General features: G+C 48.3%; 14 protein-coding genes and 1 pseudogene. 2 read left to right on the top strand and 13 right to left on the bottom strand.

The genetic code is table 11. The features are described from left to right. Positions 1-35: 35 nt before the first annotated feature. From DBQ51_RS11810 to DBQ51_RS11805, 3 genes are all read right to left on the bottom strand, one after another. Positions 36-1,016 (bottom strand): DUF3991 and toprim domain-containing protein, encoded by a 981-nt coding sequence (locus tag DBQ51_RS11810; protein WP_054327204.1) that lies wholly within the window; start codon positions 1,014-1,016, stop codon positions 36-38. Next, complete coding sequence (locus tag DBQ51_RS16615) at positions 985-1,260, bottom strand: hypothetical protein (protein ID WP_054327203.1); 276 nt, start codon at positions 1,258-1,260, stop codon at positions 985-987. Before DBQ51_RS16615 ends, DBQ51_RS11810 begins: the two co-directional genes overlap by 32 nt. Positions 1,261-1,624: 364 nt before the next feature. Then, positions 1,625-1,969 carry a hypothetical protein gene (locus DBQ51_RS11805; protein ID WP_152959444.1) on the bottom strand — a complete coding sequence of 115 codons (345 nt, stop codon included), beginning with the start codon at positions 1,967-1,969 and terminating at the stop codon, positions 1,625-1,627. Between the two features lie 234 nt (positions 1,970-2,203). Here DBQ51_RS11805 and DBQ51_RS11800 point away from each other — a divergent pair, with 234 nt between their 5' ends. After that, positions 2,204-3,262 carry an IS30 family transposase gene (locus tag DBQ51_RS11800; protein WP_054327258.1) on the top strand — a complete coding sequence of 353 codons (1,059 nt, stop codon included), beginning with the start codon at positions 2,204-2,206 and terminating at the stop codon, positions 3,260-3,262. Positions 3,263-3,839: 577 nt separating this feature from the next. Here DBQ51_RS11800 and panD read toward each other — a convergent pair. The 5 genes from panD to DBQ51_RS11770 all read right to left on the bottom strand — a co-directional run bounded on the left by panD (position 3,840) and on the right by DBQ51_RS11770 (position 7,898). Further along, entirely contained in the window at positions 3,840-4,220 is a 381-nt protein-coding gene (gene panD / locus DBQ51_RS11795; RefSeq protein ID WP_004847071.1) for an aspartate 1-decarboxylase, read from the bottom strand. 13 nt (positions 4,221-4,233) lie between these two features. Beyond that, on the bottom strand, positions 4,234-5,079 hold the full coding sequence (panC, locus tag DBQ51_RS11790) for a pantoate--beta-alanine ligase (protein ID WP_004847070.1): 846 nt from the start codon (positions 5,077-5,079) through the stop codon (positions 4,234-4,236). An 11-nt stretch (positions 5,080-5,090) separates the two neighbouring features. After that, on the bottom strand, positions 5,091-5,918 hold the full coding sequence (gene panB / locus DBQ51_RS11785) for a 3-methyl-2-oxobutanoate hydroxymethyltransferase (RefSeq protein ID WP_004847068.1): 828 nt from the start codon (positions 5,916-5,918) through the stop codon (positions 5,091-5,093). After that, entirely contained in the window at positions 5,893-6,786 is an 894-nt protein-coding gene (locus DBQ51_RS11780) for a Rossmann-like and DUF2520 domain-containing protein (protein WP_009306604.1), read from the bottom strand. Before DBQ51_RS11780 ends, panB begins: the two co-directional genes overlap by 26 nt. A 440-nt stretch (positions 6,787-7,226) precedes the next feature. Continuing rightward, the gene (locus tag DBQ51_RS11770; protein ID WP_107631652.1) at positions 7,227-7,898 is read right to left on the bottom strand and encodes a helix-turn-helix domain-containing protein; all 672 of its coding nucleotides are present in this window, start codon (positions 7,896-7,898) and stop codon (positions 7,227-7,229) included. A 508-nt stretch (positions 7,899-8,406) separates the two neighbouring features. Between DBQ51_RS11770 and DBQ51_RS11760 the strand changes: the two are divergent. Further along, positions 8,407-9,012 (top strand): annotated as a pseudogene (locus tag DBQ51_RS11760) (site-specific integrase); the annotation flags it as partial. A 187-nt stretch (positions 9,013-9,199) separates the two neighbouring features. Here the strand turns inward: DBQ51_RS11760 and DBQ51_RS11750 are convergent. The 5 genes from DBQ51_RS11750 to DBQ51_RS11735 all read right to left on the bottom strand — a co-directional run bounded on the left by DBQ51_RS11750 (position 9,200) and on the right by DBQ51_RS11735 (position 16,140). After that, positions 9,200-14,155, bottom strand: a complete 4,956-nt coding sequence (locus DBQ51_RS11750; protein ID WP_159068167.1) for an LPD3 domain-containing protein — start codon at positions 14,153-14,155, stop codon at positions 9,200-9,202. 330 nt (positions 14,156-14,485) lie between these two features. Continuing rightward, a complete protein-coding gene (locus DBQ51_RS11745; RefSeq protein ID WP_054326343.1) occupies positions 14,486-14,749 on the bottom strand; it encodes a phage holin family protein in 264 nt (87 codons plus the stop codon). A 13-nt stretch (positions 14,750-14,762) separates the two neighbouring features. After that, positions 14,763-15,023 carry a hypothetical protein gene (locus DBQ51_RS11740; protein ID WP_242977917.1) on the bottom strand — a complete coding sequence of 87 codons (261 nt, stop codon included), beginning with the start codon at positions 15,021-15,023 and terminating at the stop codon, positions 14,763-14,765. Positions 15,024-15,213: 190 nt separating this feature from the next. After that, positions 15,214-15,336, bottom strand: a complete 123-nt coding sequence (locus tag DBQ51_RS17375) for a hypothetical protein (protein ID WP_256435243.1) — start codon at positions 15,334-15,336, stop codon at positions 15,214-15,216. Between the two features lie 144 nt (positions 15,337-15,480). Beyond that, the gene (locus tag DBQ51_RS11735) at positions 15,481-16,140 is read right to left on the bottom strand and encodes a hypothetical protein (protein ID WP_107631648.1); all 660 of its coding nucleotides are present in this window, start codon (positions 16,138-16,140) and stop codon (positions 15,481-15,483) included. Between the last annotated feature and the right edge of the window lie 245 nt (positions 16,141-16,385).

The raw sequence follows: 16,385 nt of genomic DNA, 5'->3' as shown, positions 1-16,385 counted from the left end.
ATAGCCAAATGCTATGCTTGCGAATGCACAAGTTTTTAGTTAGGTAAAGCAATTTCGCGCTCCGCGCGCGAAGGCGGCGGCTGTTCGTTCTGCTGGCGCTTAATGCGGAGCTGGTCGTTGAAATCCTTTTCCTGCGGCACGCAGACTTTCAGTTCAATTTCCGGACGCCGCTCTTTGAGCAGCCTGAAAATATTCTGCGACGCCTGCCGCCCCTTATCGTCGTTGTCCAGCGCAAGGACGACCCACTTAAAAGGGAAATTCTTCAGCTGCCGTTCCAACGCGGGCGGCAGTATTTCTTCGGATGCGGTAACGCCGCCCAAAGACAGATAGCTATCTTTCTGCCAGTCCCTGCCGCCCAGCTTACGCAGCGTTGCGACCGAGAGCGCGTCTATCGCGGCTTCGCAGACATAGAGTGTCTGCCCGCTGCCTTTCATGCAGAAACCGCAGCTTTTATCACTGCCGGCCTGTTCAATTTTGAAACCGGAGTTTGATGCTGTGCTGCGCAGCATTGCATACCGCGCTGTGCCTGCTTCGTCATGCCCTACGAACACAGCGTTGTGATGCGCTGCGTCCTCGTAGATCAGCCCGTGCTTCATGCAGTGGCTGATGATCCCTGGGTCTATGCCGCGCGCACACAAATATGCAAACGCACGGCGGCTGTCCCTGTTTTTCTGCGGCAGTTCGAACGGTGTACGCGGCGGCGGTTCGCGCGCTGCCGGGGCTGTCCCGGGATGCGTATGGTATGCATTGCCCGCCAGCGTCCGCACCGCTTCCTGAAAGGTCATGCCATGCACTTTTTCAAGATAGCTGATCGCGTCGCCGCCGCCGACGCCCTGTGAAAACCAGTTCCACCGCCCGTCCGCTGAGATGCGCATACTGTCATGCGAACGCAGCGTCCAGGACTGCCCGACCCGTTTCAGTTCGCCGGGCTGGTACTGCTGCAAAAACGATAACAGGTCCACGCCGCGCGCCTGCTCCAGCTGCTCATCTGTGATCCTGCTGTCCGACGCCGTCATGGCTCTCACCGCCGTCCCTGTCTGTCATGCTGTTCCTTTTCTGCTCCGCTTTCAGCCGCACCAGCAGCTGCTCCGCCTGTGCATAGTCCGGCGCAAGCTCGCTCAGCTGCTCCAACAGCGCACGCTCCTGCAGTTTCTTTTTCTTTTCCCCAAGCTGCACGATTTTATTTTGCAGCGCTTTGACCTTCCCCTGATACCGGGCAATATCGCTGTCTATCCGGTGCAGCTGTTCATTGGTTGTCACCCTGTTCACCTCCGTTGTCTTTGGATTTTTTTGCGATGGTGTTCAGCCGCCATCGCCCGCTGTTGCTCTTCCTATCCTCTAACGGTCTGCAACTACCCGGTGCTTGCTTCTCAGGAGCACGCCCATGCTGTTCGGTTTTCAAGGTGCAGCAGAGGCTTCCAAAAAGTGCGCCGGTAAAAAAGCCTCTATATATAGCTCTATAAGGGGGGTGTGTCAGGGTGGTTTTCTTCATTGTTTACAAAATGTTCACAAAATTACGGCGTTATCATACACAGTGTGTGATAACTTCCAGCCTGCGGGCAAAAAAGAAACGCACCGGTTTTCCGGTGCGTTGACGGTATTCAACTGGTATTCTGGAGGGGGCTTACCCGTCATACAGCGGCAGCGCCCCAAGCATCTGCGTATAGGTTTCCAATGCTTCGGCAAACTCCTCAGACTGCTCCACTTCACGCAGCAGTTTCAGTTCTGTCTCCCTGCGCGTGCTGCCGCGCTCCGTGCTGATATATGCGGCAAGGATTTTCATGTCTGGGCGCGTGTCCAGGTTCCTGATCCAAACGTCCCCGAGCATATTCCCGTTTGCGGGGTCTTTTACATACTGCACAGCGACCTCTATCCCGCTGACGCCGTATGCCTGATCTGGGCGCAGCTCATACACAAAATAGTATCCGGGCAGCATCTCCGGTATGTTCCTTTTTTTCTGCATCATCATCACATTCCCTTGTTCTTTTTTTAGTTCCTGCTGCTATTACATCAGATAATACAGGGGCTGTCAAGGTAGCGGCCGTTTTTTTCCTTTTGTAATTCTTCACAAGAATTTCATTGTATTTTCGCAATATAATCTATTAAAGCGATAAAGCGTTTTTGTTGTTTTTATGCTATAATCCTGAATACGCAACATACCGTGGAGGGATACATAGTGAAGCACAACAAAAAGGGGAATTCAATGCGGCGGTGGCATAAGGGGCAGCACCTGAAATGGGACCACCGGCTGATTATAGAACGGATGCGGCTGCGCGGCGCAACAACGCGGGAAATTGCGGGCGTCATTGGGTGCAGCCATGTGACCATTGTGAAGGAACTGAAGCGCGGGCAGTATGTCCATACCAACTCCGACCTCACCACGGAAGTGCGGTACTCGCCTGAGCAGGCGGAGCGCCGCTGCCGTGAAAATCTGGCGGCAAAAGGCCCCCAGCTGAAAATTGGAAACGACTTCAAGCTCGCAAATGACCTTGAAACGCTGATCGTGAAAAAGCACTTTTCTCCCGCTGCGGCACTTGCAGCGGTCCGCGCAAGCGGCAAGCCGTACACGGCTTCCATTTCCACGGTCACGCTTTACAGTTACATCAAGGGCAGCGTACTGAATATTTTGCCAAAGCATCTGCCGTTCCAGAAAGGCTACCGGATAAGGGGCGGCAAGAAAAACAAGAAGCAGAAGCGCGCGTCTGCTGGCACCAGCATTGAGCACCGTCCTGCGGAAGTTGACCTCCGCAACTCTTTCGGGCATTGGGAAATGGATACGGTCTATACCTCGAAGTCCAAAAAGGCAAAGCTCACGCCGACGCTGCTTGTGCTGACCGAACGGCTGACCCGCAAGGAGATCATCATGCTCATGCGCGACCGCACCGCCGCCAGCGTAGTCCGTGCCCTGAATGTGTTGGAGCGCAGCATGGGGGCTGAGAAATTCTCCAAGGTGTTCCGGACGATCACGGTGGACAATGGCATGGAATTTTCCGACTTTCTCGGCATGGAAAAGTCCGCGCTGCGCAAGCGCAAGGCACGGACTAAGGTCTACTACTGTCACGCCCATCGCAGTTGCGAGCGCGGCAGCAACGAGAACGCAAATAAGCTGATCCGCCGCCATCTGCCCAAGGGGACAGACCTGTCCAAGGTGACGCAGAAGCAGGTAGCGGAGATTGAGGAGTGGATTAACAACTATCCGCGCAGGATTCTGAACTGGAAAACAGCGAATATGCTGTTCCGGTTCTTCATGGACCGGCTTTGATATAACGGCCTATATTGGCGTTAGGGACAGTCTGGGAGGGCTGCCCCTGTTTCCCATGCCTGCATTTCTATCATAGCGTCTGGTTTTCATCTGCACCCGCGTTTTTTCAGCATGATAGTATCATGCAAAATAAATAATTATTTCAGATAAATTTTATATCTAATTTTTGATTATCCGTATAAACACTATACTTTCAAATATTTTGAAGTATAGAAAAGCACTCATTTTACCACGAATTTACCATAATTAAACGAGCCTTGATATGACTATAAATAACACTAAAAAGACCTCACACCTAAACGGTGTCTTTTTAAAAGCAGTCAATCATAAGACCAACTGCTTTGTAAATATAGATATTAAATTGTTAAGCTGAGATTTTACTTAGATTTATCTTTCACTGGTTTGCTATTTTCATCATTTTCTCCTTCAAGCCATGCCATTATGCCAAAGTTACAAAATGGATAAATTATTACTTCTTTATAAACTTCTTGCTCACAACGAGGGCAGATGACATATTCTTCACCTTTTACATTTTTTAATTACCGAAATGCCCTTTTTTATTTGCAAATTACATGTCTTATAGCTTACCATGTTTTTCGTATCTTGCGACTCTTGATATTTTGTTATCCTCATCTACAAATACTACTTTAGGTGGATTTTTCTTTACCTCTTCTGGAGTCATCTGTGCATAGCACATTATGATTATCTTATCACCTGTCTGAACACATCTTGCAGCAGCTCCATTGAGACATATCATTCCGCTGCCTCTTTCTCCTGCAATTGTGTATGTCTCAAATCTGTTCCCATTATTTATATCTACGATACTTACCTTTTCATACTCCAAAATTCCGGCACTGTCAAGTAAGTCTTCGTCTACAGTGATGCTTCCTACATAATCAAGTTCTGCTTGAACTACTGTAGCTCTGTGTATCTTCCCCTTTAACATTTCAAATGTCATATTTAACCCCCGTTTAACCTTCGTAAATAAAGTTGTCAATCAATCTGGTTTTGCCGATATAAACTGCCATGGCAACTAGTACTGGTGCTGTCATCTCCTTGACCGGTTTAACTGAAACAGCGTCTACAGCCTGAACATAATCTATTTTCGCCATAGGCTCAGTTTCAATAAGCTTAATCATTTCTGATACAATTTTATCTGTATCTTTTTCTCCTGCTTTTGCCATATCTTCTCCGAGCTTAACTGCTTTGCTTAAAATTAGTGCCGCCTTTCTCTCATCTTTGCTTAGATATGTATTTCTTGAACTCTTTGCAAGACCATCCTCTTCTCTAACTATAGGGCAGCCCACAATTTCGATATCAAAGTTCAAATCTCTAACCATTCTTTTTATAATCGCAAGCTGCTGTGCATCCTTTTGACCAAAGTAAGCTCTGTCGGGATTTACAATATTAAAAAGTTTAGATACTACTGTGCCTACACCCCTGAAATGTATTGGTCGTGATTTTCCACAAAGTTCCTCTGAAAGACTTTCTATGTTTACATATGTTGAAAAATCGTCAAAATACATATTTTCCGGCTCAGGATTAAATATTAAATTAGCACCTGCCTCCTCACATAGCATAGTATCCCTTTCCAAATCCCTCGGATAGCTTTCCAAATCTTCCCCTACTCCAAATTGAGTCGGATTTACAAAATCACTGACAACAACTCTATCGTTTTCTGAAACAGCCCTTGTAATTAAACTCTTATGTCCTTCGTGCAAAAATCCCATAGTAGGAACAAGACCTACTGTAAGACCTTCTTTCTTCCATTCTTTGACTATAACTCTCACTTCATCTACGGTTTTTACTATTTTCATCGTTCTATCTCCTAATATAACTTGTTAATTACATCTTCTGAAATTTTAAATGTGTGTTCAGGTGCTGGAAAGCTTCCCTGTTTAGTTTCTTCTATATATGCAGCAAAGGCTTCTTTCATTACATCTCCTACCTTTGCGAATTGTTTTACGAATTTAGGTGTAAAGTCAGAGACCATTCCAAGCATGTCCTGATAAACGAGAATCTGTCCATCGCAGCCAGATCCTGCACCTATTCCTATTGTAGGAATATTAATGCTTTCAGAAATAATTTCCGCTAATTTTGCAGGTACGCATTCCAAAACAATCGCAAATGCTCCTGCTTCTTCAACAGCTTTTGCCTCTTCAATGAGTTTCTTTGCTCCCTCTTCACTTTTTCCCTGAACTTTAAAGCCTCCAAAAACGTTCACTGACTGAGGTGTAAGTCCAATATGTGCCATAACAGGAATTGAAGCAGCTGTAATAGCTTTAATCTGTGGACAAACAGAGGCTCCACCTTCTAGCTTTACTGCTTGACATCTTCCTTCTTTCATAAGTCTTCCTGCGTTATACATGGCCTCTTCAACTGAAACTTGATATGACATAAACGGCATATCTCCAACTACTAAGGCATCTTTGGCACCTCTTGTAACTGCTCTTGTATGGTGAATCATATCTTCCATTGTTACCGGCAAAGTATTTTCGTATCCGAGCATAACCATGCCAAGAGAATCTCCAACGAGAATACCGTTAATACCTGACTGATCCATCAATTTAGCTGTCGAATAGTCATAGGCTGTCAGCATTGTAATCTTATCGCCCTTAACCTTCTGTTCTTTAAAAGTGGATACTGTGTTTTTCATTTTTAATTACCTCCGTCATCTTCAAATAGTCACTGTCTAAATGTTTTTCCTGTGCAATACTGAGAAGCTTTTCTGAAAGCAAAAGATATATCATCTCATATCCCACCTTTTCCTCAGACTCGTTTATCCATGCTGCCTTAATAGCTTCAATGTGTTTTGTGATAGTCGACAAATCATTTCGCTCAACAGGACCTGTGAGGGCAGCCGCAACCCCTTTTTCTGCCAATGTGTCGGCATTTCCAGTAAACAAAGGCACTAAGGCTTTCTTTGCATCTTTTTTATCAAAGCCGCATTTTACAAGCATTTCAGCCCCCACTTGAAAAAGTCCGTTTACGAGATTGCTTACAACTACTGCACCGCAGTGGTAAAGAGATTTATTTTCCGCTCCCATTGCGATTACCTTATTTCCTGCTCGCTCAAAGATACTCTTAATCTCATCTAGATTCTCTGCCGAACCCTCCACAGTAAAATAAGCCTTATTCAAGTGTTTCCATGATTCGCACTTATCACTTATTGCATATAGGGGATGTACCGAATAGATATTTGCACCGAGGTTTTCACCATCAAAAAAAACGGTTGATGAAATCGAACCGCTGCAATGACAAATATTTTTATTTTTAATATCCAGATTCTTCATATAATCCCATACTTTGCTTATCTGTCCATCAGGCACAGTAATAAACAGGGTATCACTGTCACTTAAGATATTCTCTATACTCTTATATAGTTTTGTGTTAGTAAAATCTGCTGCTGATTTAGCTGATTCCGGTGATTTGCTGAAGTAACCCGTAATCTCTACGCCGTTTTCCTTCAGGTATTTTCCAAGGGAAAATCCTACTTTCCCCGCTCCGATAAATCCTGCTCTCATATCGATCACTCCTTTCTGGGAAGTGACAATCATGAAAATCTGCATGGATGAGGTCTCGTTCAAACTGATATAATCCTCATGGTTTAAAAATAAAAAATATGTGGTATAGTTTCTGTTCGAATACTATCTACCCATTACTATAGCACCTATTTAAGTGATTGTACAGAGAAAAAAATAAGGCACCACTCTAACTAATTTATCATTAAAGTGATGCTAATATAAATCGTGTTATTTAGCTTTTCTGTATTTAATCATTTTCACAATCTGAATTATCAAAGTCGGGATAAAAATATAAAGCATGACAAAACACTTCTTCATTTTTCGCTTGATTACCCACCACAGAAAAGAAAGAACCCTGTAAAGAGCCTTACCACCATTGGTGGTGCTTTGCACTCTTGATTGGGCTTTTTGTTTGCTGTATCTTTCATGCAAGAGGAAAATTAAAGTCCTCTATTCCATTTCTCTTTTAGATAATCTTCATAGTCCGTTTCATTAAAATCTAATTGTGGCGAAGTGTTGGGAATGTTGTTTCTGTTGTCTATATCTGCAAGCTGACGGAATATCCAATCATCATAAGGGTCGTGATATTTATACTCTTTGGGCTGTTCTCTGTATCGGTCTAACCCTCGCATTTCCTTATGTACTTTCATCATGCGTTCCAATTTCTGACGCTGTATCAACTGCTTGATTTCCATAAGTTTTTCCAACTCTACTACCTCACTAGAAAGATAATTGCTAATGTATCTAATCAATGTAGTTTCCATGTAAAATCTACATTCTTTTTCGTCATTGAAAAATTCATTTTCAGACAAATAATCTAAGGAAACATTAAAATCCTGTTCTCGTTTGATAACGTCCATGATATATGGCTCGGTGTGGTCAATATATTTCCATTCCCCCGACAATAATTCATTCGGTGTTACTCCCAGCACGTCCATTATCTTTTCCAATGTATCAAAGGTAGGATAATTCACACCTCGTTCAATCTTGGAAAGGCTCTGCATATTGATACCGATTTTATTGGCAAGTTCCTGTTGTTTCATTCCCCTGTGTTTTCTTATGATTTGTATGTTTTCTCCTAAGAAACTGATTTTCTTTTCATAATACTCCATAACTTAGTATAACCGCTCCTTTCGTTGCTTTTATTGTCATTTATAAGCATATCATACTTAATATATATCGAAAAGTCAATCGAAACTTCTTGACAAGTAATTCTAGTGGCGTTATTATCTTATCAGACAGAGTGATTAAGCACGCTAGGGTCAATCACACACTTGAGTAAGCATATATAAGAGATGTTTTCACTTTGATAGCATGAATGAGCATGGACTATCAGACTAAAAATAGGGTTTCTGACTGGGGCTGTTTCGTTTAGCCACGAGCCTCTCAAGGCTCGTGAGCGTTAAGAACGGAACAGACACAGGAAGAAAGGGAACGCCTTTAGGCGCTCGTAAAGGGCGTATATGTAACACCGCACTGCGCATACATGTCATAGTACCTAGAAACTGTGATAAATAAAGGACAAAACACGATTTTTACCCCGCAAAAAAACGGGGGCATACGAAAGGAGCAATGCACTATAACTACACACAAAAATTTATCCGTTAAGATTGATTACATCAATCCTTATTATCATTCATCAAGACGGACAACGTGTATCATAAGTATTATGATGATGTGCTGATACTGTTAAAAACAGGACTTCGTATCTCGGAACTGTGCGGATTGACAGTAGCCGATATTGATTTCAAGAATGAAGTTGTGATTATCGACCACCAGTTACTAAAGAGCAAGGAACAAGGCTATTACATTAAAACGCCTAAGACGAAAAGCGGAATAAGGCAAGTGCCATTAAGCAGAGAAACGATACAGGCTTTTCAACGGGTTATGAAGAAACGCCCAAAGGCAGAACCATTTGTGATAGACGGACGGAGCAACTTCTTATTTGTCAATCACAAAGGCAAGCCGAAAGTTGCCATTGATTATAATGCCTTATTTGTCCGTATGGTAAAGAAATACAACAAACACCACAAGGACAATCCTTTGCCACATATCACACCGCATACGCTACGACATACGTTCTGCACAAGGTTGGCAAGCAAGAACATGAACCCAAAAGATTTACAGTATATCATGGGGCACTCAAACATCAGTATCACAATGAACTGGTACGCTCATGCGTCCATAGATACTGCAAAATCAGAGGTTCAGCGTCTAATTGCATAAGAAGTATTTACCACGATTTTAACCACGTTTGATAGCGGAAATATAAGAAGATAGACCTAGATATGTGAGGTTTACCACAAAAGTAAAATGCCCGTAGAGCCGATAAAATAAGGCTTTGCGGACATTTAAGAAGATATAAAAAGATAGTCAAAAAGATATATATAATTTTTTTGAAACTTTGGTAACTTTAACCTTGAAATTTACGTTTCTTTTTTACAAGCCGGTAAAATCTGGCCGCCTCGGAGTATGTCATCCCTGCCGCCTGCAAATTTGCAATCACCTGCGCCTTTTTCCCTTGCGCTGTTGCGATCGGGTAAACCTTCCGGTAATCTTCTGCGGACATGCCGAATCGGCTGAATTTCCGCTGCGCCGCGTCGCTCATTTGCGTAAGGATAAAACTCGTCGGGTTGGAGTAGTCCACATCGAGGTCTTTCGGAATATACATCCCGTCGTTAATGATGTTCTCATCGATCAGGTGTTTCTGCTCTGCGGAAAGCCCGCTCTGCATCAGGTAGTCACGCTTCAGGGCATTCTGTTCGCCTGCCCCCAGATCGGGATTGTTGTCCTCTATCCGTTGGAACTCATAATAAGCGCGCGCATAATCCGCTGCCGGTACTTTGTCCGCAATTGCGGCATACTTTTCTTCCTGATTGTCGCTGATGCCGTTTATCACAAGGTTCTGTATGGTTTTCTGCTTCTGACTGTCGTTCAGATTATCGTCCGACATGATCTCGCTGACAATATCCGTCATATAGTCATATTTTTTGATACTCTTGTCGGTTTCTGCCTTTGCGTCCGAAATAGATTTTTGCGTTTGGTAAAGGGTATACGCCCATGATGGCACGCCATTCTGCTCCGCATCTTTCGCGCCTGCGATCCAGCCCTCAAGCTGATAGCCGTCGATCGTATCCATCCTGCCCATCGCATCGGCATAGTCATATACTTTCGATACCAGATCCTTTTTATCCTGATTGCTCATATTCTGGTATGCATCCGTATCAACAATCTTGTTCAACATATCGAATGATGCCTGTCCCCGACGGTTGGAATATTTCAGCCACTGTTCGGCAGTAAAATTATGCTCCTCGCCATTGACCTTATAGCTCTTTTGCGGCTTGCTCGGCAGCACTGCGGAATCCCCTGTCGCATTGTACAGTTCCCGCAGCGCGTTTTCTGCGCCGGAAGCGGACCTGTTCCCGATGTACCCAGGCGAAAGGAAGTTCTCGAACGCCCGCAGCACCCAGTTTTCCGTCTTGTCCGGCCTGCCCCATACATCCGTATACGCCGGCTGGTTCTGTGACAGGCCGGGGATTTTATTCGCCTGGCGCTGCAAAAACGTCTGCACGCTGTCAGGAACCCAGTTGTCTTTATCCGCATAGGTCGTGCGCCGCGTGTCGTCTATCGTGCGCGCGATCTGGCCGGACAGCGTCGGGACGACCTGCCCCGCATAGTTCTGCGCTATGTTTCCGGCAATCGCAAAGAGCGGGTTTGTCTGGCTGTAGGTTGCGCTTTCGATCGTGCTGCTGATGCCGGAAAGCATCGTCATGTTGATCATCGGCTCGAACAGACGGGAAAGCGCATCGGTCGCCTGCTTGAACACCTGCTCCCCGTCGTCGTACTTCTGTGTCAGTGCGTTGTAAAATTCCGCGCCGACAAACATCGGGAGCGCCGCGGGGGCCGCCCAGTCGATCGTATAGGAATACGGCCCGATATTCAGCGCATATTCCTGCGAGCCCTGCGCCGCCTCAAAATTGCGCTCCTTATCGTTCTCCGGACTGCTCGCGGAAAGCAGGCCGTTGGACGCAAGGAAGTAACCCACCAGCGCCAGCGACGTACCCGTCAGCCCCTGCGAAATATGGTCGATCGCATCCGTCGCGGTCATGGTCCCCTTTCTCACCTGCCCAAGGTCATAGGTCAGTCCCTTTATCAACCCAGCCGGAGAAAGCTCGAAGCCGCGCTTTGCAATATTGATCGGCGTGCGCTTGAACGGGAGCAGGCCGCCGATCGCCAGCCTGGTCGCCTTGTTTTTGTTTTCGATGCGCGCAATCGCGTCGGCCAGCGCGGAAGCGTCCTGAAAGGTCGCCCGCTTCGCGTCCTGTATTGCGTGCGTCCGCGCCTGCTCCAAAATATCGGCCGGCACATTCCCCCTGCTCGGGTCGATGCCGCGCGCGGTCAGAAAATCGGCCATGCTGTTGATGTAGGTCATGCGCTTGAAAATCTGATCCTCCACGTCCAGCGCTTTGTTTGCCGTGTCCATTACCGCCTGCAGGGGCTTGGGGAATATCTTTTGCCTGCGCTGTACCTCGGACATTTCGGAGGTATAAGCGTCCCCCGAGATCACGCCTTTCATTTCCGCATAGTCCGCTTTCGCAAATTCCTTTGCCGCGCTGTTCCGCGTCAGGGAGCGCGTGCGCTGGTTCGGGTCCTTTACAAAAGCCTTTTGGAGCGTTGCGCTGACCTTGTTGCTGGCGCGGGTCGGGATTTGATAGACAATGTTCCCGACTACATTTCGGATGTGCGTGCGCGGGTTGCCCAGCATCGCAAAATACCGCCATGCATTCAGCCGGTCCCCAAGGGTCGCCGGTATCTGTGCGGCAACGTCGTTGTATATCGCGTCCATCGCCGCGTTTGCATCTGCGTCTGTTTTCGCATCCAGAAGCCCTTGTGCAAGCGCTTCGTCAATGGTGATCTGCGGCGCTTTGCCGCCCCGTTTCTGGTTCAGCCCCTCCTGAATGTTGTTGACCGCTTTCTGGATGTAGTACAGCTTCCCCTCGCTTGTGGTGCGCTTGAGCAGGCGGAGCGCCTGCACGCTCTGTCCTGCCCTCGTTCCCTCGGCCGCGATCTCTGCCGCAAGCTGCATGGCAAGCCGCGTATCGCCTGCCGCCGCCGCTTCGGAATACAGCACCTGCGCCAGAACAATGTCGTCCTTTCCCGCCGTGCGCCGCCCGCTCGTTACATCCTCCCATTGCGCCAGCGCGCCGTCGTAGCCTTTTTGGGCGATGGTGCGCGCCGCAGCGTCCAGGCTGCTCTTATCGCTGCGCGGATTGTAGGAGAACAGGCCGTTTGCCACGTTCTTTTCAAACTCCGGTATCATCTGCTCCGGCGTGGCCTGCGCCTCCATCGCCGTGCGCGCGAACCGGCGCACTCGGTCGCTCCCGTCCGTCGATTGGGGAACATCGACCTCGCGCGCCCGCGGCGCTTCGCCCTGCGCTATCGTCCCGTATTCGTTTGCCATGCGGGTATATGGGTCAAAGTTTGCCGCAGCCGCCCCCACCGACGAATCAGGTGATACGCCCTGCGCGGGCTGGATGATGGGACGGATAGGGTCATTTTGTGCAGCGGGGGTATTGCTATTTCCGTTTGTTTGGGATATACTATTATCAGATAGACCTGAACTTGTTTGGACTCCGCTGCCAGGGAATGACTGGTGTACAGCATCCACTTGTTTCAGGTCTATTTCGTCTATTACTCGATAAGTTCGGAAATTGTTTCTATCTCGATGAACCTCCACATCAAAAGTTGTAATAAAAGGTTGATTATCGATAGTTAATGGCGTTTCAAAATAGTCGTACCGAGTGACATCCCCTGCTTTTGACCTGTTTTTATTATAATTTCCGCTTCCGACATATTTACCATTTGCCACCAACTGATCTATCATATTGAAAACGGCCAATTTTTCAGATGTCATTCGCGGATCAGAGGCCACTTTTCCGGCAATATTCGGATTTAATGTTACATCATACGGCTGTCCGTCGAACGTCACGCCTTTTACCGTTACCGTCCGCGCGCCGCCGTTCTGCTGGAATATGTTCTGCAAAACGCTTTTCATCGTCCGTGCAAACGTGCCGCCCTGCTGGCTGGCAAAGATCGCCTGCTGTGCGCCCTCCACGTCGGCTTTGCCGATCTGCAGCGGGCGCGTCTGCGCTTCCGCGCCGGCGTTCTGCGGCATTTTCCCTGTGTACGGGCTTTGTATCGTTGTCGCCTTACCCGCCCTTACCGGAGCCGCGCTTGCATCCACGGGTGCCTGCTGGATGTTCGGCCGGATCGCGGCTTGTGCGCCTTGTATTTGCGGGCGCACCGGCGTTCTCACCGCGCCAAAGCCGCCGCCAAGGATAGCGCCCGCGCCGAAATTCTGGAGCGCGCGCCCCAGATCAAACACGCCGTTTTCTCCCGCCCATGCCTTGTCCGGACTGTACGTCCCTTTCTCAACAATCGACTGTGCCAGGTCCTGCAGGACTTCCTCGGAGCCCTCCTCAAGCGCTGTATTCAGCGCATTCCGCAGTCTGGACGCGCTGCCCTGCGGAACGTCAATGCCACCCATGGTTTCTATTCCGGCGGTAGCGGCCGAAGAGAGGATGGCCGAAAACGCGGCCTCCGCGTCCGATGCTCCGGCCGCTTTCGCCCTCTCGTAGTCCGTCCCCACCGTGGACGCAAAGCTGCTCATGTATCCCGCGTTCTTCGTAAGCTGCCGCGTGATGTTGGAAACAATGTCGTCCGCAGCTCCGGCCAGCGTGCTGCCTCCCTGCGCCGCCGCGCTTGTGCCGCCCGACATTACCGCGATGACCGCCTGCGGGATCATCCCGAGCGCGCTCTGGTACAGGTCGCCTATCGCGCCTCCGATTTTCCCGCCGCGCTCGTAGTTGTACCGGCGCACCTTTTCCTGAATATCCTCGTTCGTCTGCTTTGCCGCATCAATCTTGTCCTGCACAAATTCCGGCGTGATTACATCCGGAAGCAGGAAATCAAGCGTAGAGTAAAATCCCCTGTTGATTCCCGCAACGCCCGCCATGGTGTTATGCCCTAATACCGAAAGCGGGGTTTGCGCGTTATAGCTCTGCTGCGTCCGCACCTCCTCCGCGACCGGAGCGGAGAGGTTCACGCCGGCGTTATTATAGGTTTCGCCAGTTCCAGGCAGATAGGCAAGGTTGTATTTTTGACGGATTGCGTTGTTCGCTTCAAAAAGCGCCTGTTTCTGCGCGTCGTCCGCGAAATGCCATGCGACGCTGTTTGCGGTCAGCTGGTCCAAATCTGCCTGCCGCTGCGCCCTCGTCGTCCCCCGAACCGCGGGCAGCGGGGAAATCGCTCCGCCTCCCCCGCTGAACCCTCCGCTCGTTCTGCCCGTGCCGCTCCCCCTCAGTTTCAATGTACAATAAAAAGCCCCACCTTGACACTGGCGGGGCTTATGGTATAATATCTATAAAAGGGGCGTTGCCGACGAGCGGTTGACCCTGAATGAGGAAGTTATGAAATAACCGCTACATTTTGGTCGATGGGGCGGTTATTTCGCGTTTATGGTCAAAATATGTAGCAATAAGATTGCACATATCAAAACTCGGAAGAGTTTTATGCCCATAAGCACCACCTCCCTTTTACAGGAGAGTGGCCAACCGCCCGCCGCTGGGAACGACAGCGCCCGACATATTATACCATCGCACGCCGCGCTATGTCAATTTGCCGCCATCGGGCGGCTTTTTTATTTCTGTCCGAGCTGTTTGACAATCTGGTTTACACCCGTCGCCGCAAGGCCGGACACAATGCCGATTGCAATTGCCGTCAGCGGGTCGTTTGCGCCATACTCCGGCATAATCCGCATCGCTGCAATTCCCAGCACCGCGCCGGAAATGCCGCAGATAATCGGCAGCCACTTGTTGTCAAGCGCCGTAGCCTTTACGGTCTGTGCGATCAGATAGCAAATTACCATGATTGCCGGAATCGCCGTAAATCCCAAACTTTCCATAAGTACGCTCCTTTCAAAGTCCAATTCTTGCAAGCAGGAATGCGATTACTGCCGCCAGAACTGCCCGTACCGACTTGTCCACAATGCTTTCCCACCGTCTTGCAGGCTTACTTGTAACCTCCGCGACGGTAGCGGTCAGGCTATCCAGTTTCTCAATAATGGTGTTATACCGTTCCTCCTGTACCGCGCTGTCCTGCTCCAATGCGCGGATACGGTCAAAGAACTCCTTGTGCGTGTCGCCCGCCCTGTCCATCCGCTTTTCCAACGCTTCCACGCGGGCAAGCGTGATGCACTCGTGCGGATTGTTTGTTCATTGGTTTTCCATAGGCAAGTGGGGCGGTTTGACCCGCCCCGTCACCTCCTTCCTGGTCAGCCCTGCAGGAACCCGTTTTCAATCAGCAGGTTCTTGTACATCATACTTTCCTTTTCAGCTTTCGCCTGTGTTTTTATATTGTCACGCCATTTCAAATACTGTCATAGCTCCACCCCGTCATAGCCGCGATAAAATCCACGTCCGCGCGGAGTTGCTCTTCCTGCGTCGGTTCCGGCTCCGGTTCAGGAGGTCGGGCGGTCGGCGTAATATCCACCAGCGCGCCGTCCTCAATCGCCAACTCGCAGTACGGGCAGTAATACGCGCACAGGGTTCAAGACTGACAGGGACAGCCACCCATTCGGTGCTTGTCCGTGGTGGAGGGTGCGCATCTGTCTGGTAACTTCATTTACAATGAGCATCATTCAACACCCCATTTCTTCATTGCAATGTATTTGTATAGCTTTTCGTTTGCATTTGGCATCGTAGTGCCATTGAGTGTGCCAGTAAGAGTAACGCCTGTATCAGACCAGGCCAAACTAATCGAATAGCTAACGCTCGCACTAAACGGTGATCGAATTGCTGTTTGCTCTGGGAAAATCACGAATTGGGACAATTTAGCCAAATCCGAAGTTTCGTTATAAGCGCTATAAATCGCAACCATCGCGGGCTTAAATCCTACATCAATAGTTGCTTTTGTTGTACCGTCGCCTGTATATTCTCCCGTCACATACCCTCTCGCCCACGGGTCTTTGATTTCCAGCCACTCATCCAGCGGGCTATACGCTGTTACTCCCTCTGAATCGATCATCTGTCCTGCGGTTATGCCCTCGCATGTGCAGTACCCGCCAAAGCCGGTTTTGATGGTTTCGCCGTCCTCGCCGGATTCAAGGGCTATTGCGTCTTTGGAGTTGTTCAGGAACGAGCCTGCGATTTGGTTGCCGAATACTTCAAGGATGGTGGTTGTGCCATAGAAGGAATTATTATTATTGGCGTATGCGATAAGAACTTTATTATCAGTAACAGCGATGTATGCCCGAAGCATATTCAGCATTTTTAATGGTTGTTTCGGCTGTTCCATTAATGACGGTTGCAGAACTTTCTAAACTGTTTGATGACCATACAAAGACGACTTTATTTTTATCTGCATTTGCCGCTAATACTTCGCCAGTTGTATTTGCCCCGCCATATACTGTGTTTGTTAAATAGAAAGTTAAGCAAATGAGCACGAAAAAGTTAAAGCAGGCAGCACCTGTTGATTCTATATGGGCACGAATGTCAAGAACCGAATTGAAATGAACCGCTATTTTTAGGTGCGGCAAAAAG

Source organism: Agathobaculum massiliense (assembly GCF_900291975.1).
In the GTDB taxonomy this organism is placed as follows: Bacteria; Bacillota; Clostridia; order Oscillospirales; family Butyricicoccaceae; genus Agathobaculum; species Agathobaculum ammoniilyticum.
The sequence above is the reverse complement of the archived record's forward strand: the minus strand, read 5'-3'. Positions and strand labels throughout refer to the sequence as shown.